The following is a 24,812-nucleotide window of genomic DNA, read 5'->3' as shown; positions in this document are numbered from 1 at the left end:
TGCGGCCGTACGACCATCGACCCCGACGGGGTCGTCGTAGGCCCCCCGCGACCGGCAGACCCCCGCGCCGACGGGGGTCCCCCCCCGGCCCCCCGGCCTCCTCCGAAGCCTCCGGCCCCAGGCAGCCGACGCCGAACGCCGGCAGCCGACGCCGACCGCCGATTCCGGCCGCCGATTCCGGCTTCCGGCCCCGAGCTGCTGGCCTCCGATTCCGGCTTCCGGCCCCAAGCCGCCGGCCCGCGGCCCCGAGCCGCTGGCCCCCGGCCCCCGGCCCCAAGCCCCCCGCCCCCGATTCCGACCGTCGGTCTCCGACTCGGACCGCCCGCCCCCAGGACCCATCCACCCCCCCCGACCAGCACCGCACCCCCCAACCACCCCCTCCCGCCGTCCCGTCGTCCACCCGGGCGGCGGTGTCGGCGTGTTGGCGGCGTGGAACGCCCCCTTGACTTGATCATCGGGTGACATGAGCCTGGCAACCATTCGCCACTGTGGCGAGCACCTGCTAGGGGGGTTCATGAGACGAAGAGCGAGATCGATCCTCGCTGTCGGCACGCTTCTGATGACCGGAGCGTTCATCGCACCCATTGCCCAGGCGCAGAGCGGCAGTTCACTTCCCGCCGCCAAGCCCTCCTCGTCCGACGGGGACGAGGTCAAGGTCTTCCGGGCCGAGGTCACCAAACAGCAGGTACCCCTGCTGCTGGCGGCCGGCCAGGACGGCCACGAACTCAGCGAACAGGTGCCCGAGAAGGGCACCGCCACGGTCGAGGTCTTCCTCACCGAACCGCAGGCCGACAAGCTGGAGAAGCAGGGCGTCGACCTCGCCGAGCACAAGGTCTCCGCGAAGGCCGAAGCGCGAGTGGAGGCCGCGGCCGACGGCGTTTTCCGGCCGTACAGCGGCAGCGGCGGTCTCCAGGAGGAGATCCTGCGGACGGCTCAGGAGAACCCGGGCCTGACCAAGGTCGTCTCCATCGGGAAGACCGTCCAGGGCCAGGACATCCTCGCGCTCAAGCTCACCAAGAACGCCAAGAAGACCAAGGACGGCTCCAAGCCCTCCGTGCTGTACATGTCGAACCAGCACGCGCGTGAGTGGATCACCCCGGAGATGACCCGCCGGCTGCTCCACCACTACGTGGACAACTACGACAACGACCGGCGGATCAAGAAGATCGTCGACTCGACCGAGCTGTGGTTCGTGCTCTCGGCCAACCCCGACGGCTACGACTACACGTTCGAGAACGAGGACAACCGGCTCTGGCGCAAGAACCTGCGGGACATGAACGGCGACGGGGTCATCTCCACCGGTGACGGCGTCGACCTCAACCGCAACTTCTCCTACAAGTGGGGCTACGACGACGAGGGTTCCTCCCCGGAGCCCACCAGCCAGACCTACCGCGGCCCCGGCCCGAACTCCGAGCCCGAGACCAAGGCGATCGACGCCTTCGAACGCCGGATCGGCTTCGAGTACGGCATCAACTACCACTCCGCCGCGGAACTGCTGCTCTACGGCGTCGGCTGGCAGGTCGCCACCCAGACCCCGGACGACGTCCTCTACAAGGCGCTCGCCGGCACCCCCGAGAACTCGGCGATCCCCGGCTACCACCCGCAGGTCTCCTCCGAGCTGTACACGACTAACGGCGAGGCCGACGGACACGCGGCCAACGTCAACGGCACCGCGATGTTCACCCCGGAGATGTCCACCTGCCAGACGATCTCGGCCCTCGACCCGGACGACGAGTGGAACCCCGCCGACTGCCAGTCGGGCTTCAACTTCCCGGACGACGAGAAGCTGATCCAGCAGGAGTTCGCGAAGAACATCCCCTTCGCGCTCTCCGTCGCCGAGTCCGCGGCCACCCCGGACCGCCCCAAGTCCTCGGTCGGTGTCGACGCCCCCGACTTCACCCCGGCGGCCTTCACCACGTCGTACTCCCGCGGCGCCGACCAGGAGATCTCCGTCGTCGCCCGCAAGTCGGTGCGCGACAAGGAGCTCAGGTACCGCGTGAACGGCGGCCGTACGCACGACCAGGCACTGCGGTCCTGGAAGGGCGGCGAGACCTACGGCGGTGAGGACAACCTCTACTTCGACGAGTACCGCGCCAAGGTCCAGGACGGCGAGCCGGGCGACAAGGTCGAGGTCTGGTTCACCGGCGAGACCCGCGCGGGCAAGAAGGTGTCCAGCCAGCGCTTCACCTACACCATCGCCGAACGGCCCCGCGCCGACACCCTGGTGGTCGCCGAGGAAGGCGCCGCGGCCACGCAGGCGCAGACCTACGTCGACGCGCTGCGCGCCAACGGCCGCAGGGCGATCGTCTGGGACGTCGCCAAGCAGGGCGCGCCCGACGCGCTCGGTGTGCTCGGCCACTTCGACACCGTCGTCCACTACACGGGCGCGGCCGTGCCCGGCAATCCGACCCAGCTCCAGCTGCGCGCCTTCCTCAACGAGGGCGGCCGGCTGATCGAGGCGGGCGAGCGGGCCGGCGGCAGCGTCAACCTCGGTGACGGCACCCCGTCCAACGACTTCAGCCAGTACTACCTGGGCGCCTACTCCCGCACCTCGCAGCCCGGCGTCACCGCGTTCGAGGGCTCCGGCGCGCTCGCGGGCGCCTCGGGACCGCTCGGGGGTGCGCCCGGCAACCCGCTGGACACCGCCGGGTCCTTCGGTGTCACCTCCGACGAACTGCCGGCCGACACCTACCCGCAGTTCCGCAGCGCGGGCGGAGGCCAGTACCCGGGCACGGTCAATCCGTACGGGCCCTTCGAGGGCGCGTCCATGGCCGCCGTCAAGCACTCCGACTACGCCTGGAACCGGCTCACCCGCACCGTGGACCTCACCTCGGTGACCGCCGCCGATCAGCCCACCTTCCGCACCCAGCTGCTCTGGGACACCGAGGAGGGCTACGACCACGCCCTGCTGGAGGCGCGCACCACCGGCGCCGACGACTGGACCACACTGCCGGACAGGAACGGCGCCACCACCTCCACGGTGCCCACCGAGTGCGCGGCCGGGTTCTTCATCCAGGCCCACCCCGCGCTCACCCGCTATCTCTCCCGGAGCGCCGACGGCTGTGTCTCCGGCGGGACCAGCGGCGCCTGGAACAGCCTGACCGGCACCTCCGCCGGCTGGCAGGACGTCTCCTTCGACCTGTCCGCCTACGCGGGCAAGACGGTCGAGCTGTCGCTGAGCTACGTCACCGACCCCGGCACCGGGGGCCACGGCGTGCTCGCCGACAACGCGCGTGTCGTCATCGGCGACGCCGCGGGCCCGGTCGACGGGTTCGAGACCAGCCTCGGCGCGTGGACCGTCGCGGGGCCGCCCGCCGGCAGCCCCGCCGTCGTCGAGGACTGGGCGCTCGCGGGCGAGCTGTTCCAGACGTACGGAGCGGTCACCACCGAGGACACCGTGCTGCTCGGCTTCGGCCTGGAACACCTCACGTCGGCAGCCGACCGCAACGCGCTGGTGCGCCGCGCGCTGGCCTCGCTCGACGACTGATCCACAGGTCAACCACCCACACGGTCCGGCCACCCCATCGGGTGGCCGGACCGTGCGCCCCGGGCGGTCCGTACCTCTACTGACGGGTACGGACCGCCCGTCCGTGTAGGGGCCGTCTCGATGTCACCACGGCGGCGTCGGGGAGGTAGGGTCGTGGGTGGTCGGGGACATCCCATACAGCTCGCCGGCATCGAGAGCCGGCGCACCAACGAGGAGATCGGTTCGTGACGATCCGCGTAGGCATCAACGGGTTTGGCCGCATCGGTCGGAACTACTTCCGCGCACTGCTGGAGCAGGGCGCCGACATCGAGATCGTGGCCGTCAACGACCTGGGTGACACCGCCACCACCGCGCACCTGCTGAAGTACGACACCATCCTGGGCCGCCTCAAGGCCGAGGTGAGCCACACCGCCGACACGATCACGGTCGACGGCAGGACGATCAAGGTCCTGTCCGAGCGCAACCCCGCCGACATTCCGTGGGGCGAGCTGGGTGTCGACATCGTCATCGAGTCGACCGGCATCTTCACCAAGAAGGAAGACGCCGCCAAGCACCTGGCCGGCGGCGCCAAGAAGGTCCTCATCTCGGCTCCGGCCAAGGACGAGGACATCACCATCGTGATGGGCGTCAACCAGGACAAGTACGACCCGGCGAACCACCACGTCATCTCCAACGCCTCGTGTACCACCAACTGCGTGGCGCCGATGGCGAAGGTCCTGGACGAGAACTTCGGCATCGTCAAGGGCCTGATGACGACGGTGCACGCGTACACGAACGACCAGCGCATCCTGGACTTCCCGCACAAGGACCTGCGTCGCGCGCGTGCCGCCGCCGAGAACATCATCCCGACCACCACCGGTGCCGCGAAGGCCACCGCGCTGGTCCTGCCGCAGCTCAAGGGCAAGCTCGACGGCATCGCGATGCGCGTCCCGGTCCCCACCGGCTCGGCGACCGACCTGGTTGTGACGCTCCAGCGCGAGGTCACCAAGGACGAGGTCAACGCCGCGTTCAAGAAGGCCTCCGAGGACGGCGACCTCAAGGGCTACCTGGTGTACACCGAGGACGAGATCGTCTCCTCGGACATCGTCAGCGACCCGGCCTCCTGCACCTTCGACTCCTCCCTGACCATGGTCCAGGAGGGCAACACGGTGAAGATCCTCGGCTGGTACGACAACGAGTGGGGCTACTCCAACCGCCTCGTCGACCTCACGGTCTTCGTCGGCGACCAGCTCTGATCCACAGGGCGGGCATCTCCGTGTGAGAGCAGGGCTCGGCCGGCGCAGGGACGCGCCGGCCGAGCCCTGACTCACGTACAGACACACCCCGGCCCGTCCGCGGACCGGCCGGCCCTCCTACGATCAAGAGTCTCTGACCAGGAGTAGCTCCATGAAGACGATCGACGAACTTCTCGCCGAAGGCGTGGACGGCAAGCGGGTCTTCGTCCGCGCCGACCTCAACGTGCCGATGGCCGACGGCCTCATCACCGACGACGGCCGCATCCGGGCCGTCCTGCCGACCGTCAAGGCCCTCGCCGACGCGGGCGCCAAGGTGGTCGTCGCCTCCCACCTGGGCCGCCCCAAGGGCGCGCCCGACCTGGCGTTCTCCCTGCTCCAGGCCGCCGAGCGGCTCGCCGAACTGCTGGGCACGCCGGTCGCGTTCGCCCAGGACACCGTGGGCCCCGCCGCCCACGACGCCGTCAACGGCCTTCAGCCCGGCCAGGTCGCGGTCATCGAGAACCTGCGCTTCAACGCGGGCGAGACCAGCAAGGACGACACCGAGCGCGGCGAGTTCGCCGACCGCCTGGCGGCCCTCGCGGACGTCTACGTCGGCGACGGCTTCGGCGCCGTGCACCGCAAGCACGCCTCGGTCTACGACCTGCCGGCCCGGCTGCCGCACTACGCCGGTTACCTCATCGCCACCGAGGTCGGCGTCCTGAAGAAGCTCACCGAGGACGTCAAGCGGCCCTACGCCGTGGTCCTCGGCGGCGCCAAGGTCTCCGACAAGCTCGCCGTCATCGACCAGCTGCTCGGCAAGGCCGACCGCCTGCTGATCGGCGGCGGCATGGTCTTCACCTTCCTGAAGGCCAAGGGGTACGAGATCGGCTCGTCCCTGGTCCAGGAGGACCAGCTGGAGGTCGTGAGCGAGTACATCGAGCGCGCCGAGAAGAGCGGCGTCGAACTGGTGCTGCCCGCCGACGTGGTGGTCGCGCCCGCGTTCCCGGACCTCAAGACCAAGGCTCCCGCCGACCCCACGACCGTCGCCGCGGACGCCATGCCCGCCGGCCAGATGGGCCTGGACATCGGTCCGGAGTCCCGCAAGCTGTACGCCTCGAAGCTCGCCGACGCCGCCACCGTCTTCTGGAACGGCCCGATGGGCGTCTTCGAGCACCCCGATTTCGCCGAGGGCACCAAAGCGGTCGCCCAGGCCCTTCTCGACTCCCCGGCCTTCACGGTCGTCGGCGGCGGCGACTCCGCCGCGGCCGTCCGGATCCTGGGCTTCGACGAGAACGCATTCGGCCACATCTCGACCGGTGGCGGCGCCTCCCTCGAATACCTCGAGGGCAAGACGCTCCCCGGCCTTGCCGCACTGGAGGACTGACCCCGCATGACGACCCGTACGCCCCTGATGGCTGGCAACTGGAAGATGAACCTCAACCACCTCGAGGCCATCGCACACGTCCAGAAGCTCGCCTTCGCCCTGGCCGACAAGGACCACGAGGCCGTCGAGGTCGCCGTCCTGCCGCCCTTCACCGACCTGCGTTCCGTACAGACGCTGGTCGACGGCGACAAGCTGAAGATCAAGTACGGCGCCCAGGATCTCTCGGCGCAGGACTCCGGCGCCTACACCGGCGAGATCTCCGGCTCGATGCTGGCCAAGCTGAAGTGCACGTACGTGGCCGTCGGCCACTCCGAGCGCCGCCAGTACCACGCCGAGACCGACGACATCGTCAACGCCAAGGTCAAGGCCGCCTACAAGCACGGTCTGACCCCGATCCTGTGTGTCGGCGAGGAGCTGGAGGTCCGCGACGCGGGCAACCACGTCCCGCACACGCTCACCCAGGTCGAGGGCGGCCTCAAGGACGTCACCGCCGAGCAGGCCGAGTCGGTCGTGATCGCCTACGAGCCGGTGTGGGCCATCGGTACCGGCAAGGTCTGCGGCGCCGACGACGCCCAGGAGGTCTGCGCGGCCATCCGCGGCAAGCTCGCCGAGCTGTACACGCAGGAGCTGGCCGACCGGGTCCGCATCCAGTACGGCGGCTCCGTCAAGGCCGGCAACGTCGCCGAGATCATGGCGAAGCCGGACATCGACGGCGCCCTGGTCGGCGGCGCGTCCCTGGACGCGGACGAGTTCGTCAAGATCGTGCGCTTCCGCGATCAGTGACCGGCTTGTGAGTAGGCCGTAGCGGCGATACGTCGTACCCTTGCGGGGGCCGTAGGCTCTGAGGGTGGGCTTCGAAAGTTCACCCGTGAAGCTTCGGCCCCCGTCGTCGATCCAGATCCGAGGAAGTTGGTCCAGCCGTGGTTATGGGGTTCTCGATCGCCCTGATCGTCTTCAGCCTGCTGATGATGCTGCTGGTGCTGATGCACAAGGGCAAGGGCGGCGGTCTCTCCGACATGTTCGGTGGCGGTATGCAGTCGTCCGTCGGTGGCTCTTCGGTCGCCGAGCGCAACCTCGACCGCATCACCCTGGTCGTCGGTCTGCTCTGGGTCGCGTGCATCATCGTGCTCGGCCTGCTGATGAAGCTGGACTGACCCCGCGGATCCGATCCGCAAGCCCAATCGGTACGTAACGCCCCATGTTCGGTACGCGCTGCACAGCGCGGCCTATCATGGGGCTTGCGTCTAGGTGTGGGGCCTGTAACTCCAATCACTGGACGCGCGTTGGGCCTTACGTAGACTGAGGCGCTCGCAGCGAAGCGAAAACGCCGACTCGCTTCGCGGCACCATCACGCAGGGAGTTACGACCGTGGCAAGTGGCAACGCGATCCGAGGAAGCCGGGTCGGGGCGGGGCCGATGGGCGAGGCCGAGCGGGGCGAGTCCGCCCCGCGTCTGCGCATCTCCTTCTGGTGCTCCAACGGGCACGAGACCCAGCCCAGCTTCGCCAGCGACGCGCAGGTGCCCGAGACCTGGGACTGCCCGCGCTGTGGCTTTCCGGCAGGGCAGGACCGGGACAACCCCCCGGCACCGCCGCGCACCGAGCCCTACAAGACGCACCTGGCGTATGTGCGGGAGCGGCGCAGCGACGCGGACGGCGAGGCGATCCTCGCCGAGGCGCTCGCCAAACTGCGGGGCGAGATCTAGAGATTGAACCGGCCGGCACCCACAGGTGTCCGGCCGGAGCTGTCTGTGCCACAGACGGCGGGACCGCCCGCGCGTCCATGGTGTGCTGACACCTGTGGTCACGGTGCACGTATCTGTTGTGTGACGCCCTGACGAGGCGACGCCGACTCACGTCCACCGCTGATCAACTAGGTTGGGATCCATGAACGCAGACGGCCGTACCAGGCTCCATCAGACGCCCGAGTGGACCGCTCTGGCCAAGCACCGCGAGGAACTCGCGGACACCCATCTGCGCGATCTGTTCGCGGCCGACCCGTCCCGTGGAACCGGCTACACCCTCCGGGTCGGCGATCTGCACATCGACCACTCCAAACATCTGGTCAACGACGAGACGCTGCGCCTGCTGCGTGAGCTGGCCGCCGCCACCGGCGTGTTCGGCCTGCGGGACGCCATGTTCCGCGGCGAGAAGATCAACACGACCGAGGACCGGGCGGTCCTGCACACCGCGCTGCGCGCCCCGCGGGACGCGGTGATCGAGGTCGACGGCGAGAACGTCGTGCCGCGGGTGCACGCGGTCCTCGACAAGATGGCCGCCTTCGCGGACCGGGTCCGCTCGGGCGAGTGGACCGGCCACACCGGCAAGCGGATCAGGAACGTCGTCAACATCGGCATCGGCGGCTCCGACCTGGGCCCCGCGATGGCCTACGAGGTGCTGCGCGCCTTCACCGACCGCGCCCTCACCGTCCGCTTCGTCTCCAACGTGGACGGCGCCGACCTGCACGAGGCCACCCGCGACCTGGACCCGTCCGAGACGCTGTTCATCATCGCGTCGAAGACCTTCACCACGATCGAGACCATCACCAACGCCACCTCGGCCCGTGCCTGGCTGCTGGATTCCCTCGGTGCCGACGAGGCCGTCGCCAAGCACTTCGTGGCGCTGTCGACCAACGCCGAGAAGGTCACGGACTTCGGTATCGACCCGGACAACATGTTCGAGTTCTGGGACTGGGTCGGCGGCCGCTACTCCTACGACTCCGCGATCGGCCTCTCGCTGATGATCGCGATCGGCCCGGACCGCTTCCGCGAGATGCTCGCCGGTTTCCACACCGTCGACGAGCACTTCCGCACCGCGCCCGCCGAGTCCAACGTCCCGCTTCTGCTGGGCCTGTTGGGCGTCTGGTACGGCAACTTCCACAACGCCCAGTCGCACGCGGTGCTGCCCTACTCGCACTACCTGTCGAGGTTCACGGCGTATCTCCAGCAGCTCGACATGGAGTCCAACGGCAAGTCCGTGGACCGCGAGGGCCGGGCCGTGGAGTGGCAGACCGGCCCGGTGGTGTGGGGCACACCCGGCACCAACGGACAGCACGCCTACTACCAGCTGATCCACCAGGGCACCAAGCTCATCCCGGCGGACTTCATCGGCTTCGCGGAGCCGGTGGCCGAGCTGAGCGACGAGCTGAAGGCCCAGCACGACCTGCTGATGGCCAACTTCTTCGCCCAGACCCAGGCGCTGGCCTTCGGCAAGACGCCCGACGAGGTACGGGCCGAGGGGGTGCCGGAGGAGCTGGTCGCGCACAAGACGTTCAAGGGCAACCACCCCACGACCACGATCCTCGCGCGTGAGCTGACGCCGTCCGTGCTGGGCCAGTTGATCGCGCTGTACGAGCACAAGGTGTTCGTCCAGGGGGCCGTGTGGAACATCGACTCCTTCGACCAGTGGGGCGTGGAGCTCGGCAAGGTCCTCGCCAAGCGGGTCGAGCCCGCGCTCACCGAGGGCGCGGACGTGCCGGGCCTCGACGAGTCCACCAAGGCCCTGGTGGCGACGTACCGGGGACTGCGCGGCCGTAACTGACGACCCGGCGGACGGGCTCCCTCGGGCTCAGGTGATCGCGCTGAGGGAGTCCGCGAACCGGCGGCGAGCGGCGCGGGCGGCCGGCAGTGCCGCCAGCGCGACCGCGCCCAGCACGGCGGCCGCGCCGAGCAGCACCAGCAGCACGGCCGGCGGACCCTGGGCGATACCGGCGCCGATACCGCTGGACCGCCCTTGCAGATTGATCAGCCAGTGCGACAGCGGCACCCCCAGAGCCGTGCCGAGCAGTACCGCCGCGAGGGCCGTGCAGCCGGTCGCCGTCACCGTGATCGCGGTGATCTGGCGCGGGGACAGCCCGATCGCCTTCAGGGCCAGCAGATCCCGTTCGCTCTCGCGGACCGTGCCGCCGATCGCGGTCAGCAGCTCGATCAGCCCGATCAGGGCGAGTACGGCGATCAGCCCCAGGACCACTCCGCGCAGCGGGGAGAGCCCGTCGGCCGGGTTGGTGACGGTGTGCACGTCGAGGCGTCCGTCGCCGGCCTCGGTCAGCCGGGCGGCGACCACGGCCGGGTCCGCCCCGGGACTCAGCCGGATCTGGTGGAGCGTGGGACGCAGTCCCGGATCGTTCTCGCGCAGGGTGTCCAGCGAGGTGGTGATCACCCGCCCGGCGTTCTCCGGCTCGATGGAGCGGCCCACGATGTGCAGGATCTGCGGCTGGTCGCCGACCGTCATCCGCACCCAGTCGCCGACCCGGGCCTCCAGCAGGTCGAGCAGGCCCTGACCGGCCACCGCCTCGTCCCGGCCCTGCGCGCGGCGGCCCTCGGCGAGCGCGTACGGGTAGGGCCGGTCGGCGGTGCCCAGGCCGCGCAGGGCGATCGTGGCGGTCTGGCCGGGGACCAGCGCGGCCACCTCCACACCGGGGTAGGCGGCGGCGACCTGCGGATCGCTCTCCAGTAGGGCGCGGGTCCCGTCCTCGCCCAGGCCGCGGTCGGCGCGGACGGTGAGCGCGGCGGGCAGGCCGACCCGCTCGGGTTCGCCGTTGAAGCGGTCGATGGTGGTCCACGCGCTCATCGCCACCACGATCAGCAGCAGGGGGAGGGTCAGCCGGGCGACCGCGGCCAGGGAGCGCGGGCGGCGGGTGAACGCCTTGTGCCAGCCGAGGACCAGCGCGGGCGGCAGCCGCAGCCCGAGCGCCCGGCGCGCCGCCCCCGAGAGCGGTCCGCCCGCCGGGGCCACCGGACGGGGCACCGGCACGGGCGGTATCTGCCCCGCCCGCCAGGCCGCGAGCCCGGTGATCGCACCGATGAACAGCACCACGACCGCCGGTGCCGCGAAGAGCGTGACCGTGTGGCCGGGCAGCCCCTGCCACACACCGACCGCGTCCCCGAGCCGTCCCGGAATCCGGTTGCCGAGGGCCTCGGTGAGCGTGGCGGCGGCCAGCGCGCCGAGAAGCGCGTAGGCGAGGTGTTGCAGCAGGAAGACCCGGACGACCTGGGAAGGTGTGAAGCCGATCGCCTTGAGGATCGCGATGTCCGGGAGGTGGCCGCGGATCCGGGTGCTGATCGCCCCGTGCACGGCGAGCCCGGCCGCGAGCAGCGCGCCGAGCCCGAACAGCCCGAGGACCTGCCCGAGCAGCCGGTTGTCTCCCTGCGCCTCGGCGCGGGCCTGCTCCCAGGTGGTCACCTCGCCGATCGCGCCGGCCCCGAGCAGGGTGACGGCGCGCTGTACGGCGTACCCCGTGTCCTCGGGGTCCGTCAGGCGCAGCCCGATGACCCGGCCGTCCGGGGCGGGCACGGCAGCCGGTGGTGCCCAGACGAGGCCGGGGCGTTCGCCGGCCCGGTAGCGCGGCTCGGCGCTGTCGGCGACGCCGAGGACCGTCAGGGAGCGGGCGGTGCCGGGGAGGGTGAGGACGTCACCGGGTTCGGCGACCAGGGCGCGGGCCAGCCGGGACTCCAGGACCACACCGTCCGGGACGGCCGGGTCCAGCCAGCGCCCGGCGGTGAGCGGCGGGCGGCCGACCTCGGGCCGCTCGGGGACACCGCGCAGTTCGACGGAGGCGCGGGCGCCGCGGGAGGCGACGGTGGCGGAGGCGGTGGGGTAGGGGCCGGCGACGGACTCGACGCCGCCAAGGCCCGCGAGGCCCCTGGTGTCGGTGGCGGGGCCGGTGTGCAGCCACACATGGGCGCCGTTGGCCTGGGTGAAGACGCGCTGCCAGGGGTTGGTGGCGTAGCCGAACAGGGCGGCGGCGAGCAGCAGGGAGGTCACGATGCCGGCGGTGGCCAGCACCAGGAACAGGGCCTCTCCACGGTGGGTGCGCAGATCGGAGTGCGTCCAGCGCAACATGGCTCGCACGGGCTCAGCCCCTCGGCCGGCGGGTGGGCGAATCCGCCGGCGGAGCCGGAGCGACCGCCGGGGCCGGGGACAGGGAAAGGGACACGGCCAGGGTCGGGGGCGCGGCAAGGCGCTCGTAGGACCGCATGTCAGTCCTTCAGCTCCAGGACACCCGATATCCCGGTGCCGCGGGTCGGCGTGCCGTGCAGTTGCGCGTCGTCGGCTATCCGGCCGTCGAAGAAGCTGATGACGCGGTCGGCGGCGCTGGCGAGCCGGGCGTCGTGGGTGACCAGCAGGATGGTCTGGCCGCGCTGGTGGAAGCGGGTGAGCAGCCGGACGACCTCACGGGTGCCCTTGCTGTCCAGGCTGCCCGCGGGTTCGTCGGCCAGCAGCAGCGGCGGGCGGTTGACCAGGGCGCGGGCGAGCGCGACGCGCTGCTGCTCACCGCCCGAGAGCTCGCCGGGCATACTGCGCTCCTTGCCGACCAGGCCCAGTTCGGCGAGGAGCTGCTCGCGCTCGGCGCGGGCCTGCTTCGGCGCGACTCCGGCGAGCAGCGCGGGCAGCTCCACGTTGTCGGCGACCGACAGGTTCGAGACCAGGTTGAAGAACTGGAAGACGATCCCGATGCGCTTGCGGCGCCTGGTCGCCCAGCGGGCCTCGCTGTACGTCTCGGTGCACTCGCCGTCCAGCCAGATCCGTCCGGCGTCCGGCCGGTGCAGCCCGCCCAGCAGATGCAGCAGCGTCGACTTCCCGGCGCCGGACGGCCCGGTGATCGCCACGAACTCGCCCGGCTCGACGGCGAGATCGACCCCGCGCACGGCATGGGCGGGCGCGCCCTCGCCGTAGTGGGTCTTGGTCAGGCCCTCCGCGCGCAGCACAGGAGCGTCGGTGTGGGTCACTCCAGCTCCTCCAGTTCTTCCTGGCACCGCTCCAGCCAGTCGAGGTCGGCCTGAAGATGCAGCATCGCGCCCTCGATCAGCAGCTGGGCCATGCGGTTGTCCCGGTCCGCGGTCGCGGCCAGCTTCGACAGACTGCGCATGGTGTTGAGGTACTGCCGCCGCTGCTTGTTGATCAGGGCGACCTGGTCGGCGAGTCCGGTGCGGGGCGCGAGGGCCAGTTTCATAAAGAACTCGTCCCGTACCCGCGGCTCGTCGGCCACCTCGTCGTACCAGACGCGCAGCGCTTCTCGTCCGGCCTCGGTGAGGTGGTAGACCTTCTTGTTGGGCCGGCTGGACTGCTCGACGTCCTCGCCCTCGATCAGTCCGGTCTTCTCCAGGCGGCCGAGGGTGACGTAGATCTGGCCGACGTTCGGGTGAGGGTACGCGGCACCCAGCACTTGCTCAAGGTCCTGCTTCAGCTCGTAGCCGTGGGCCGGGCCCCGGGCGAGCAGGGCCAGGAGGGGCAGCCGCACCAGAGCTCTCCTCCTCGCATCCTGGGTGATGTGCCGCAGACCCTAGTATCGCCCATACCTAACAGGTATACATGGCATCTGACCGGACGACGAGGCCCGGGGAGGGTGTACAGGAGGAACCTATGCGGTGGATGCGAGCCGCGGGTAGGGGTCTTCTCGTTCTCGTGGTGGTCCTGACCGGGTACGCGGCATCCGGAGTGCGCGCCGACGTCGGCGCCCCCGGTGGCCGCGGGCCGGTCACCCTCGCCACCGCCGGCGACCTCACTGGCTATCTCGGCCCCCTGCTGGAGGGCTGGAACCGCACGCATCCCGATGAGCAGGTCACCCTCGTCGAACTCCCGGACTCCGCCGACGAGACACACGCGCAGATGACCACCGATCTTCGGTCGGGGGAGCGCAGCCGCTTCGACGTCCTCAACATCGACGTCAACTGGACCTCGCAGTTCGCCGCCGCGGGCTGGATCAGGCCGCTGCCGCGCGAACGCTTCCCGCTGGACACCTTCCTGCCGCCGGTCGTCGACACCGCGACCTATGAGGGCAGGCTCTACGCCGTCCCGTACGTCACCAACGCCGGCCTGCTGTTCTACCGCGCGGACATCCTGGAGAAGGAGGGCATCGAGCCGCCGCGCACCTGGGACGAGCTGGAACGGATCGCCGAGACGGTCGCCCCGAAGTACGGCCTCGACGGCTACGCGGGCCAGTTCCTGCCCTACGAGGGGCTCACCGTCAACGCCGCGGAGGCGGTCTACTCGGCGGGCGGCTCCATCCTCGGCGACGAGGGCGAGCGGGTCACCGTCAACTCCGAGGCGGCCCGCGAGGGCATCGGATTCCTCGCCCGCGGGGTGCGCGAGGGCTGGATCCCGAAGGCTGCGCTGAGCTACAAGGAGGAGGAGTCCAAACAGGCCTTCCAGGACGGCCACCTCCTCTTCCTGCGCAACTGGCCCTACGTGTACGCGGTCGCGTCGGCGGCGGGCTCACCGGTGGCCGGGCGGATCGGGGCGGTGCCGCTGCCCGGTTCGGACGGGCCGGGCACCAGTGTGCTCGGCGGCTCCAACCTCGCCGTCAGCAGCCATGCCCGGCACCCCGACACCGCCTCCCGTCTGATCGCCTATCTCACGGGCGAGCGCGCCCAGCGCCAGGTCCTCACCAGCGGCGCCCTGCCGCCCGTACGGGCCGCGCTGTACGAGGATCCGGAGCTCGTGCGGAGGTTCCCCTACCTGCCGACGCTGAAGGCGGGTGTGCTCGCGGCCGCGCCGCGTCCCAAGAGTCCGGAGTACGACCAGGTGAGTCTGGTCGTGCAGGCCGTGGTGCAGGACGCGATGACCGGGCGGCAGTCGCCCGAGGCCGCGGTCCGGCGGCTGGCGAAGGAGCTGGCCGCGGTCTCCGGCCGCTAGCTCCCGTCCGCCCCTCCCGCTTTCCTGGCTTTCGCGCCCTAGTTACATGTTAGGTAACGCGGACGTCTCATTCGGGGTCCGAGTGCCCTGGTATCTCCCTTTTTGGAACCCCAACTTCCCGGTAGCTTCTGCCAGTTCATTGACACCCCCGTGTCACGCCTACTTAACATGCATGCATAACATCCGGCTCGCACAGACAGGCCAACGGGGTGATTGCACAGTCCCTCACGGGGCGCCACTGGTGGCGCGACGCGGTGATCTATCAGGTGTACGTGCGCAGTTTCCTGGACAGCACCGGCGACGGCATCGGCGATCTGGCCGGAGTCCGGGCCGGACTGCCGTATCTGCGCAAGCTCGGTGTGGACGGGATATGGCTGAGCCCGTTCTATCCCTCGCCCCAGCACGACCACGGCTACGACGTCGCCGCCTACCGGGACGTCGATCCGGTCTTCGGCGACCTCGCCGAGTTCGACCTGCTGATGTCGGCCGCGCGCCGGCTCGGCATCAAGGTCCTGCTGGACATCGTCCCCAACCACTGCTCCAACGAGCACCCCTGGTTCGCCGAGGCGCTCGCCTCCGCGCCGGGCAGCCCGCAGCGCGCCCGCTTCCACTTCGCGGACGGCCGCGGCCCGGACGGCTCCGAGCCGCCCAACAACTGGCACGCCATGTTCGGCGGACCCGCCTGGACCCGGGTCACCGAGGCCGACGGCAGCCCCGGCCAGTGGTACCTGCACATGTTCACGCCCGAGCAGCCCGACTGGAACTGGCGCCACCCGGAGGTCCCCGAGGAGTTCGACGGGGTGCTGCGGTTCTGGCTCGACCGAGGCGTCGACGGCTTCCGCATCGACGTCGCCGCGGGCCTGTTCAAACACCCCGGCCTGCCCGACTCCGACGATCCCGAGGTCGACGCCCGCACCCGCGACTCCGTCAACCCGCTCGCCTGGAACCAGCCCGAGGTGCACGACGTCTGGCGCAACTGGCGGTCGATCTGCGAGGAGTACGCCGAGCGCGACGGCCACGAGCGGCTGCTGGTCGGCGAGGTCTCCGTGCCCAGCGCCCGCGAACACGCCCTGTACGTCCGCCCCGACGAACTCCACCAGGCGTTCTTCTTCGACCTGCTCGGCGCCCCCTGGGACCCCGACGCGTTCCGCAAGGTCATCTCCGAGGCCATGCAGGACATCGCCGGCACCGGCTCCACCGTCACCTGGGTGCTCAACAACCACGACCAGGTCCGCACGGTCACCCGCTACGGCGGACACACCACCGAGGGCAGCGGCCTGGGCACCGCCCGCGCCCGCGCCGCCGCCCTGCTGATGCTGGCGCTGCCCGGAGCCGCGTACATCTACCAGGGCGAGGAGCTCGGACTGCCCGAGGTCGTCGATCTGCCCGACGACGTGCTCACCGACCCGATCTTCCGGCGCACCGGCAGCCGGGCCCGCATCCGCGACGGCTGCCGGGTGCCGCTGCCCTGGTCGGGACAGGCCTCACCGTTCGGCTTCACCTCCGGGGCCGCCGGCGCCAAACCCTGGCTGCCGCAGCCCGACTACTTCGCCGAGTACGCCACCGACCGCGCGCTCGCCGACACCAGCTCCTTCTGGCACCTGTACCGGGACGGCCTCCAGCTGCGCGCCGCACTGCCCCAGCTGGGCGAGGGCGAGCTGCGCTGGATGGACCGCCAGCCGGGCGTCCTCGCCTTCGAGCGCGGCGACGGCCTGGTCTGCGCGGTGAACTTCGGCACCGCCCCGGTCCCGGCACCGGTCTCCGGCACCCCCCTGCTGTCCAGCGGCCACTGCCCGCCGGGCGTCCTGCCCGGCTCCACCGCCGCCTGGTGGCTCAACGACAGGTGAGTCACCCCGCTCACCCGGCTCACCCGCTCACCCCAGGTTTTCCGTCAACTTCCCATCCGTCGAAGGGACATCAACGATGATGCGACGACGTACCACCCTGCTGACCGGCTGTACGGCCCTCGTCCTGGCGCTCGGCGCGACCGCCTGCGGCAGCGGCGACGACGTCTCCGCCGGGGGCGGCGACAAGCCGCTCAGCGGCCAGACCGTCTCCGTGGCCGGCGTCTGGTCGGGCACCGAGCAGGAGAACTTCCAGAAGGTCCTGGCGGCGTTCACCGAGAAGACCGGCGTCAAGACCGAGTTCGTCTCCACCGGCGACAACGTCTCCACGGTCGTCGGCAGCAAGATCGAGGGCGGCAACGCCCCCGACGTCGTGATGGTCCCGCAGGTCGGCGTGCTCCAGCAGTTCGCGGACGAGGGCTGGCTCCAGCCGCTGTCCAAGCCCGCCCAGGACGCCGTGACCGCCAACTTCGCGCCGGTGTGGAAGAACTACGGCAGCGCCGACAACACCCTCTACGGCGTCTACTTCAAGGCCGCCCACAAGTCGACCGTCTGGTACAGCCCCGACGCCCTCGCCCAGGCCGGCGTCGAACCGCCCACGTCCTACGACGAGATGCTGGAGGCCGGACAGACCGTCTCCGACTCCGGGCTCGCCGCGTTCTCCGTGGCCGGACAGGACGGCTGGACGCTCACCGACTGGTTCGAGAACATCTACCTCTCCCAGGCCGGACCCGAGAAGTACGACGCCCTCGCCGCGCACGAGCTGAAGTGGACCGACGCCTCCGTCGTCGACGCGCTCACCGTGCTCGGCAAGCTCTTCAAGGACAAGCAGCTCATCGCGGGCGGCCAGAACGGCGCCCTCAACACCGACTTCCCCGGCTCGGTCGAGAAGGTCTTCGGACCCAAGCCCGAGGCCGGCATGGTCTACGAGGGCGACTTCGTCGCCGGTGTCGCCAAGGACGAGTTCGGCAAGGTCATCGGCGAGGACGCCGACTTCTTCCCGTTCCCGGCGGTCGAGGGCGGCGAGCCGCCGGTGGTCAGCGGCGGCGACGCGGCCGTGGTCCTGAAGGACGGCAAGAACCGCGAGGCCGGCATGGCGCTCGCCGAGTACCTGGCCTCGCCCGAGTCGGCCGCGGTCTGGGCCGAGGCCGGCGGGTTCCTCTCCCCGAACAAGAAGCTCGACCTCGCCTCCTACGGCGACGACGTCACCCGTGCCACCGCCAAGTCCCTGATCGACGCCGGCGACACGGTCCGCTTCGACATGTCCGACCAGGCCCCGGCGTCCTTCGGCGGCACCAAGGGCACCGGCGAATGGAAGATCCTCCAGGACTTCCTGCGCGACCCGTCCGACCCGTCCGCCACCGCCGCCCAGCTGGAGTCCGCGGCCGCCAAGGCCTACAAGGACTGATCGGCCATGACCGCCACCCTCGTCAAAGAGGCGAGCACCCCGCCGCCGCCCGCGCCCGTCGATCCCCAGCGGCGCGCCCGGCGGCGGGGCCGGACCGTCGCCCTGTTCTTCGTCCTGCCCGCGCTGCTGCTGCTCGGCGCGCTCGTCGTCTACCCGGTGCTCTTCTCCGTCGGCCGCAGCTTCTTCGACGCCTCCGGCAACACCTTCGTCGGCGGCGACAACTACACGGAGATGTTCCGCGACCCGGCCACCCTCAAGGCCGTACGGAACACCGCGATCTGGGTGGTCGTCGCACCCGCGCTGCTCACCGGCCTCGGACTGATGCTGGCCGTCCTGGTGGAGAAGATCCGCTGGGCGACCGCCTTCAAACTGCTGCTGTTCATGCCGATGGCCGTGTCCTTCCTCGCCGCGGGCATCATCTTCCGGCTCGCCTACGACGAGGACCCCGACAAGGGTGTCCTCAACGCGGCCGCGGTCGCCGTCCACGACTCCTTCGAGGGGACCTCGACCTACCCCACGGCCCGCGCCAGGGACGGCCAGGGACTGACCGCGGGCGGCGACGGCTCCTACCGCACGGACGGGCCCGTCTCCCCGGGCAGCACCACCGCCCTCGGCCTGGTCGGTGTGCTGCCGGGCGACGTGCCCGCCGAAGCGGTCCCCGCGAGCGGCGCCGCCTCCCAGACCGCCGCGGCGGACGAACTGCGCGGTGTCGTCTACCTCGACTTCACACCCGGCGGCGGAGGTGAGCAGGGCCGCGTCGACACCGGGGAGAGCGGTCTGCCCGAGATGACGGTCGAGGCGGTCCGGGACGGCCGGACCGTCGCCACTACGACCACCGGGCCCGACGGGGCGTTCCGCTTCACCGGCCTCGACCCGGGCGCGTACGAACTGCGGCTGCCCGCCGGCAACTTCGCCCCGCCGTACGACGGCATCTCCTGGCTCGGCCCGACGCTGGTCACCCCGGCGATCATCGGGGCGTACCTGTGGATCTGGACCGGCTTCTCGATGGTGCTGATCGGCGCCGGACTCTCCACGCTGCCGCGGGACGCGCTGGAGGCGGCGCGGATCGACGGGGCCAACGAGTGGCAGATCTTCCGGAAGATCACCGTGCCGCTGCTGGCACCCGTGCTGTCGGTCGTCTTCATCACCCTCGTCATCAATGTGATGAAGGTCTTCGACCTCGTCTACATCATCGCGCCCGGACCCGTGCAGGAGGACGCGACCGTGCTCGCGACCCAGATGTGGCTGGTGTCGTTCGGCGGCGGCAACGACCAGGGCCTCGGCAGCGCGCTCGGTGTACTGCTGCTGCTCCTGGTGATCCCCGCGATGGTCTTCAACGTCCGCCGTTTCCGAAGGAGTCAGCGATGAACGCGATCCGTCGCGCCGTCGGCAACGGGGTGGTCCAGGCCTTCCTCGTGGTCGTCGGACTGGTCTGGATGACCCCCCTCGCCGGGCTGTTCATGTCGTCCCTGCGGTCCTCCGAGGACACCGCGAAGGGTGGCTGGTGGACCGTCTTCACCAGCCCCGGGCAGCTGTCCTTCGACAACTACTCGGCGCTCCTCGACAACGCGGGCATCACCCGCGCGTTCTGGAACACCGTGCTGATCTCGGTGCCGGCGACCGCGCTGGTCGTGGTGATCGCCGCACTCGCCGGATACGCCTTCGCCTGGCTGGACTTCCCGTTCCGTGAACCGCTGTTCCTGCTGGTGGTCGCGCTGCTGGTGGTGCCGGTGCAGATCGGTCTGCTGCCGGTCGCCAAACTCTTCGGCCAGCTGGGCCTGTTCGGCACGATCCCGGGTGTGGTCCTGTTCCACGTGGCCTACGGACTGCCGTTCGCGGTGTTCCTGCTGCGGAACTACTTCGCGGAGATACCCAAGGAGATGCTGGAGGCCGCACGGATGGACGGCGGCACCGAATGGCGGATCTTCGTCCGGCTGGTGCTGCCGGTGGGCCGGCCCGCCATCGCCAGCCTCGCCATCTTCCAGTTCCTGTGGGTGTGGAACGACATGCTGGTGGCGCTGCTCTTCGCCGACACGTCCTCGCAGCCGCTGACGGTGGAACTCCAGTCCCAGATCCGGCAGTTCGGCAGCAACATCGACGTCCTGGCCCCCGGCGCCTTCCTCTCGCTGGTGGTCCCGGTGGTCGTGTTCTTCGCCTTCCAGCGGCACTTCGTGCAGGGCGTCATGGCCGGCTCGGTCAAGTAGGACGCCCGCAAGAGCTCCCCTCCGGCGCGTCCGCCTCGCGGAATCCCAGCCTCCCCGCCACGCGAGGCACCGCCGCCGGCGGGGGACGGGGACGCCGGGTCCGTCCGAAGCGGCGGACGGGCCCGGCGTTCGTCTACTCCATGTGCAGCACGACCCGCGTCACGCGGACGCGGGCGGATACAGCGACCTCGGCAACTGCGAGGCCGCCGCCGAGTCCAGCAGCCACAGGGTGCGGGACCGGCCCCGCGCCCCCGCGGCCGGCGCCTGGACCTCACCCGCACCCGACAGCGCGATGGCCGCCGCGTTCGCCTTGTCCTCACCGGCCGCCAGCAGCCACACCTCCCGGGCCGCCCGGATCGCCGGCAGGGTCAGCGTGACCCTCGTCGGCGGGGGCTTGGGCGCCCCGTGCACCCCGACCACCGTACGGTCCGTCTCCCGCACCGCGGGCAGCTCAGGGAAGAGGGAAGCCACATGGGTGTCCGGTCCCACACCGAGCATCAGGACGTCGAACGTCGGCACCGCGCCATGGTTCTCTGGTCCGGCGGACCGCGCCAGCTCCTCGGCGTACGAGGCGGCCGCCGCGTCCACGTCGGCGCCGAACGGACCGTCCGACGCGGGCATTGGGTGCACGCGCTTCGGGTCCAGCGGAACGGAGTCGAGCAGCGCTTCCCGCGCCTGGGTCACATTGCGCTCCGGGTCCCCGTCCGGCAGATACCGCTCGTCGCCCCACCACAGGTCGAGACGGGTCCAGTCGATCGCGTCCCGGGCGGGCGCCGCGGCGAGCGCGGCCAGCAGGCCGTTACCGTTGCGCCCGCCGGTCAGCACGAGCGACGCCGCACCGCGTGAGGCCTGGGCGTCCACGACCTTCGTGATCAGCCGGGCCGCCGCGGCCTGCGCCATCAGTTCCTTGTCGTGGTGCACGACCAGCTGCGGAGTGTTCACCTGGCCGCCGCCTTCTTGGGCGGAGCCGGCTTCGCCGCCTTCTTGGCGGACGCCTTCCCGGCATCCTCCACAGGGTCGGCGGCCGGCTGCCCGTCCGCGGCCTGCGCGGCGGCGTTCAGCCGCTCCACGCCGAACCGCAGCGCCGACGCGTAGGTGTCGTCCGGGTCGAGCCGGCGCAGCTCCTCCGCGATCAGCTCGGCCGTCTCCCGCCGCTTCAGCGCCACCGCACGGTCCGGCTGACCCTCGATGGACAGCGTCGCGAGCGAGCCGTCGGCACGGTCCAGGACGATCGGACCGCAGTCCGTCTGCATCCGTACGGCGGTCAGTCCCGGCCCGCCGGACAGCGACCGCTTGACGGGCACGTCCAGCCGGTCCGCGAGCCACATGGCGAGCAGCTCGCAGCTGGGGTTGAACTCCTCGCCCTCGACCTCGACACCCTGCACCTCGCACACGACCTGGTCCAGGGCCGCGGCCAGCATCGAACGCCAGGGCGTGATGCGGGTCCACGACAGGTCCGTGTCGCCGGGGGTGTAGGCGTCGGCCCGCTCGGCCAGCTCCCGGACCGGCTGCTCGGCCGCGTAGGTGTCGGTGACCCGGCGCTGGGCGAGCGAGCCCAGCGGGTCCTTCGCCGGGTCGAGCGGCGCGTTCACCGGCCACCAGACGACCACGGGGGCGTCCGGCAGCAGCAGCGGCAGCACCACCGACTGGGACTGGCCGACGACCTCGCCGTACAGCCGCAGCACCACGGTCTCGCCGGTGCCGGCGTCGGCGCCCACCCGGACCTCGGCGTCGAGCCGGGACTGGGTGCGGTCGCGCGGGGTGCGGGCGTGCCGCTTGATGACCACGAGCGTGCGCGAGGGGTGCTCGCGCGAGGCGTCGCTCGCGGCCTTGAGCGCGTCGTAGGCGTTCTCCTCGTCGGTGACGATGACGAGGGTGAGGACCATGCCGACGGCCGGGGTGCCGATCGCCCGGCGGCCCTTCACCAGCGCCTTGTTGATCTTGCTGGCCGTGGTGTCCGTGAGGTCTATCTTCATGGCCGGCGCCAGCTCCGTCCCTCTCGTGCGAGCATCTCGTCCGCCTCGACCGGACCCCAGGTCCCGGCCGGGTACTGCGGAGGCTTGCCGCTCGCGTCCCAGTACTCCTCGATCGGGTCGAGGATCTTCCAGGACAGCTCGACCTCCTCGGTGCGCGGGAAGAGGTTGGAGTCGCCGAGCAGGACGTCCAGGATCAGCCGCTCGTACGCCTCCGGGCTGGACTCCGTGAAGGACTCGCCGTACGCGAAGTCCATGGAGACGTCCCGGATCTCCATCGACGTGCCCGGCACCTTGGAGCCGAAGCGGACCGTGATGCCCTCGTCCGGCTGGACGCGGATCACGATCGCGTTCTGCCCGAGCTCCTCGGTCGCCGTGGTGTCGAAGGGGGAGTGCGGGGCGCGCTGGAAGACCACCGCGATCTCCGTGACCCGGCGGCCGAGCCGCTTGCCGGTGCGCAGATAGAACGGCACGCCGGCCCAGCGCCGGTTGTCGATACCGACCTTGATCGCGGCGTAGGTGTCGGTCGTGGACTTGGGGTCGATACCGTCTTCCTCCAGGTAACCGACCGCCTTCTCGCCGCCCTGCCAGCCCGCCGAGTACTGGGCGCGCACGGTGTCGCGGCCCAGGTCCTTCGGCAGCTTGACCGCGCCGAGCACCTTGGTCTTCTCCGCGGCCAGGGCGTCCGCGTCGAAGGAGGCGGGCTCCTCCATCGCGGTGAGCGCCATCAGCTGGAGCAGGTGGTTCTGGATGACGTCACGGGCGGCGCCGATGCCGTCGTAGTAGCCGGCCCGGCCGCCGATGCCGATGTCCTCGGCCATGGTGATCTGTACGTGGTCGACGAAGGACCGGTTCCAGATCGGCTCGAACATCGTGTTGGCGAAGCGCAGCGCCAGGATGTTCTGGACGGTCTCCTTGCCCAGGTAGTGGTCGATCCGGAAGACCTGGTCCGGGGCGAACACCTCCTCGACCGTCGTGTTGAGCTCCTCGGCGGACTTCAGGTCGTGGCCGAACGGCTTCTCGATGACCGCGCGGCGCCACGAGCCCGCCGTCTGGTCGGCGAGACCGTGCTTCTTCAGCTGCTGGATGACCACCGGGAAGGAGCGCGGCGGCACCGACAGGTAGAAGGCGAAGTTGCCGCCCGTGCCCTGGGCCTTGTCCAGCTCCTCGATGGTGGCGCGCAGCCGCTCGAACGCGTCGTCGTCGTCGAAGGTGCCCTGGACGAAGCGCATCCCCTGGATGAGCTGCTGCCAGACCTCCTCACGGAACGGCGTACGGGCGTGCTCCTTGACGGCGTCGTGGACCTCGGCGGCGAAGTCCTCGTTCTGCCACTCGCGGCGGGCGAACCCGACCAGCGAGAAGCCCGGCGGCAGCAGACCCCGGTTCGCGAGGTCGTACACCGCGGGCATCAGCTTCTTTCGTGACAAATCGCCCGTGACGCCGAAGATGACCAGGCCCGACGGCCCCGCGATACGCGGGAGCCGTCGGTCTGCGGGGTCACGGAGCGGATTCGCTCCGGTACCGGAAAGGGGGGACAAGTGTCAGCCTTCCGAAGGGGCGAGGCGCTTGAGTTCCGCCTCGGTCGAGGCCAGCAGGTCGTTCCAGGACGCCTCGAACTTCTCGACGCCCTCGTCCTCCAGTACCTGGACCACGTCGTCGTACGCGATCCCGAGCTTCTCGACGGCGTCCAGCTCGGCACGCGCCTGCTCGTAGGTACCGGCGATGGTGTTGCCGGAGATCTCGCCCTTCTCCTCGGTGGCCACGAGGGTCGCCTCCGGCATGGTGTTCACCGTGTTCGGCGCCACCAGGTCGTCGACGTACAGGGTCGCCTTGTAGGCCGGGTCCTTCACGCCGGTCGACGCCCACAGCGGACGCTGCTTGTTGGCGCCCGCCTGCGCCAGCGCGCTCCAGCGGTCCGTGCCGAAGACCTGCTCGTACGCCTCGTAGGCCAGCCGCGCGTTGGCGACGGCGGCCTTGCCGCGGGCGGCCTTGGCCGCGTCGGTGCCCAGGGCGTCGAGCCGCTTGTCGATCTCGGTGTCCACGCGGGACACGAAGAAGGACGCCACCGAGTGGATCAGGGACAGGTCCAGGCCCTTGGCCTTCGCCTTCTCCAGACCCGCCTGGTAGGCGTCCATGACCTCGCGGTAGCGCTCCAGCGAGAAGATCAGCGTGACGTTGACGCTGATGCCGTTGCCGATCACCTCGGTGATGGCCGGCAGGCCCGCCTTGGTGGCCGGGATCTTGATCAGCGTGTTGGGGCGGTCCACCAGCCAGGCCAGCTGCTTGGCCTCCGCGACGGTGGCCTTGGTGTTGTGCGCGAGACGGGGGTCCACCTCGATGGAGACCCGGCCGTCCTGGCCGTTCGTCGCGTCGAAGACCGGGCGCAGGATGTCGGCGGCGTCCCGGACGTCCGCCGTCGTGATCATGCGGACGGCCTCCTCCACGGTGACCCTGCGGGCGGCGAGGTCACTGAGCTGCTGCTCGTAGCCGTCACCGCTGCTGATCGCCTTCTGGAAGATCGTCGGGTTCGTGGTCACGCCGACGACATGGCTCTGGTCGATCAGCTCGCCCAGGTTGCCGGACGTGATCCGCTTGCGCGACAGGTCGTCCAGCCAGATCGCGACGCCTTCCTCGGAGAGGCGCTTCAGTGCGTCTGTCATGGAAAA

The 24,812-nt window shown here is 70.5% G+C and carries 19 protein-coding genes; 12 read left to right on the top strand and 7 right to left on the bottom strand.

Translation table 11 applies throughout. The features are described 5' to 3' along the window. The first annotated feature begins 514 nt into the window (after window positions 1-514). The 7 genes from ACIQAC_RS00420 to pgi all read left to right on the top strand — a co-directional run bounded on the left by ACIQAC_RS00420 (window position 515) and on the right by pgi (window position 9,623). Entirely contained in the window at window positions 515-3,487 is a 2,973-nt protein-coding gene (locus ACIQAC_RS00420; RefSeq protein ID WP_402185647.1) for a M14 family zinc carboxypeptidase, read from the top strand. Between the two features lie 224 nt (window positions 3,488-3,711). Beyond that, window positions 3,712-4,722, top strand: a complete 1,011-nt coding sequence (gene gap / locus ACIQAC_RS00415; RefSeq protein WP_402185646.1) for a type I glyceraldehyde-3-phosphate dehydrogenase — start codon at window positions 3,712-3,714, stop codon at window positions 4,720-4,722. Between the two features lie 151 nt (window positions 4,723-4,873). Then, window positions 4,874-6,085, top strand: coding sequence for a phosphoglycerate kinase (locus ACIQAC_RS00410; RefSeq protein ID WP_402185644.1), 1,212 nt, complete (start codon window positions 4,874-4,876; stop codon window positions 6,083-6,085). Window positions 6,086-6,091: 6 nt separating this feature from the next. Beyond that, the gene (gene tpiA / locus ACIQAC_RS00405; protein ID WP_402185643.1) at window positions 6,092-6,868 is read left to right on the top strand and encodes a triose-phosphate isomerase; all 777 of its coding nucleotides are present in this window, start codon (window positions 6,092-6,094) and stop codon (window positions 6,866-6,868) included. Window positions 6,869-7,011: 143 nt separating this feature from the next. Beyond that, window positions 7,012-7,239, top strand: a complete 228-nt coding sequence (gene secG / locus ACIQAC_RS00400) for a preprotein translocase subunit SecG (protein WP_402185641.1) — start codon at window positions 7,012-7,014, stop codon at window positions 7,237-7,239. Window positions 7,240-7,453: 214 nt separating this feature from the next. Then, a complete protein-coding gene (locus ACIQAC_RS00395; RefSeq protein WP_078637775.1) occupies window positions 7,454-7,789 on the top strand; it encodes an RNA polymerase-binding protein RbpA in 336 nt (111 codons plus the stop codon). Between the two features lie 181 nt (window positions 7,790-7,970). Beyond that, on the top strand, window positions 7,971-9,623 hold the full coding sequence (gene pgi, locus ACIQAC_RS00390) for a glucose-6-phosphate isomerase (protein ID WP_402185639.1): 1,653 nt from the start codon (window positions 7,971-7,973) through the stop codon (window positions 9,621-9,623). Between the two features lie 27 nt (window positions 9,624-9,650). Here the strand turns inward: pgi and ACIQAC_RS00385 are convergent, their stop codons facing one another. The 3 genes from ACIQAC_RS00385 to ACIQAC_RS00375 form a co-directional block, all read right to left on the bottom strand. After that, window positions 9,651-11,933 carry an FtsX-like permease family protein gene (locus ACIQAC_RS00385; RefSeq protein WP_402185637.1) on the bottom strand — a complete coding sequence of 761 codons (2,283 nt, stop codon included), beginning with the start codon at window positions 11,931-11,933 and terminating at the stop codon, window positions 9,651-9,653. Window positions 11,934-12,061: 128 nt separating this feature from the next. Then, window positions 12,062-12,811 (bottom strand): ABC transporter ATP-binding protein, encoded by a 750-nt coding sequence (locus ACIQAC_RS00380; protein WP_402185636.1) that lies wholly within the window; start codon window positions 12,809-12,811, stop codon window positions 12,062-12,064. After that, window positions 12,808-13,323, bottom strand: coding sequence for a PadR family transcriptional regulator (locus ACIQAC_RS00375; protein ID WP_402185635.1), 516 nt, complete (start codon window positions 13,321-13,323; stop codon window positions 12,808-12,810). Before ACIQAC_RS00375 ends, ACIQAC_RS00380 begins: the two co-directional genes overlap by 4 nt. A gap of 122 nt (window positions 13,324-13,445) precedes the next feature. Here ACIQAC_RS00375 and ACIQAC_RS00370 point away from each other — a divergent pair, with 122 nt between their 5' ends. The 5 genes from ACIQAC_RS00370 to ACIQAC_RS00350 all read left to right on the top strand — a co-directional run bounded on the left by ACIQAC_RS00370 (window position 13,446) and on the right by ACIQAC_RS00350 (window position 20,173). Then, window positions 13,446-14,717, top strand: a complete 1,272-nt coding sequence (locus ACIQAC_RS00370; RefSeq protein WP_402185633.1) for an ABC transporter substrate-binding protein — start codon at window positions 13,446-13,448, stop codon at window positions 14,715-14,717. A 209-nt stretch (window positions 14,718-14,926) separates the two neighbouring features. Then, window positions 14,927-16,564: a glycoside hydrolase family 13 protein gene (locus tag ACIQAC_RS00365; RefSeq protein ID WP_402185631.1), complete on the top strand. Its 1,638-nt coding sequence runs from the start codon at window positions 14,927-14,929 to the stop codon at window positions 16,562-16,564. A 76-nt stretch (window positions 16,565-16,640) separates the two neighbouring features. Further along, window positions 16,641-17,969 carry an ABC transporter substrate-binding protein gene (locus ACIQAC_RS00360; RefSeq protein ID WP_402185629.1) on the top strand — a complete coding sequence of 443 codons (1,329 nt, stop codon included), beginning with the start codon at window positions 16,641-16,643 and terminating at the stop codon, window positions 17,967-17,969. A gap of 6 nt (window positions 17,970-17,975) precedes the next feature. After that, window positions 17,976-19,337: an ABC transporter permease subunit gene (locus ACIQAC_RS00355; RefSeq protein ID WP_402185627.1), complete on the top strand. Its 1,362-nt coding sequence runs from the start codon at window positions 17,976-17,978 to the stop codon at window positions 19,335-19,337. Next, window positions 19,334-20,173, top strand: a complete 840-nt coding sequence (locus tag ACIQAC_RS00350) for a carbohydrate ABC transporter permease (protein ID WP_402185626.1) — start codon at window positions 19,334-19,336, stop codon at window positions 20,171-20,173. Before ACIQAC_RS00355 ends, ACIQAC_RS00350 begins: the two co-directional genes overlap by 4 nt. Window positions 20,174-20,332: 159 nt before the next feature. Here ACIQAC_RS00350 and pgl read toward each other — a convergent pair whose 3' ends face one another. From pgl to tal, 4 genes are read right to left on the bottom strand one after another with little or no spacing between them, the layout of a single operon-like run. Further along, window positions 20,333-21,115, bottom strand: a complete 783-nt coding sequence (gene pgl / locus ACIQAC_RS00345; protein ID WP_402185625.1) for a 6-phosphogluconolactonase — start codon at window positions 21,113-21,115, stop codon at window positions 20,333-20,335. Further along, a complete protein-coding gene (opcA, locus tag ACIQAC_RS00340) occupies window positions 21,112-22,149 on the bottom strand; it encodes a glucose-6-phosphate dehydrogenase assembly protein OpcA (protein WP_402185624.1) in 1,038 nt (345 codons plus the stop codon). The genes pgl and opcA overlap by 4 nt, the downstream gene beginning before the upstream one ends. Next, window positions 22,146-23,684, bottom strand: a complete 1,539-nt coding sequence (gene zwf / locus ACIQAC_RS00335; protein ID WP_402185623.1) for a glucose-6-phosphate dehydrogenase — start codon at window positions 23,682-23,684, stop codon at window positions 22,146-22,148. Before zwf ends, opcA begins: the two co-directional genes overlap by 4 nt. Window positions 23,685-23,687: 3 nt before the next feature. Continuing rightward, window positions 23,688-24,806: a transaldolase gene (tal, locus tag ACIQAC_RS00330; RefSeq protein ID WP_402185622.1), complete on the bottom strand. Its 1,119-nt coding sequence runs from the start codon at window positions 24,804-24,806 to the stop codon at window positions 23,688-23,690. Window positions 24,807-24,812: the final 6 nt, after the last annotated feature.

This window comes from Streptomyces sp. NPDC088387 (genome assembly GCF_044753385.1).
In the GTDB taxonomy this organism is placed as follows: domain Bacteria; phylum Actinomycetota; class Actinomycetes; order Streptomycetales; family Streptomycetaceae; genus Streptomyces.
Note: the sequence above shows the minus strand (reverse complement) of the source record. Positions and strands in the feature narration are given on the sequence as shown.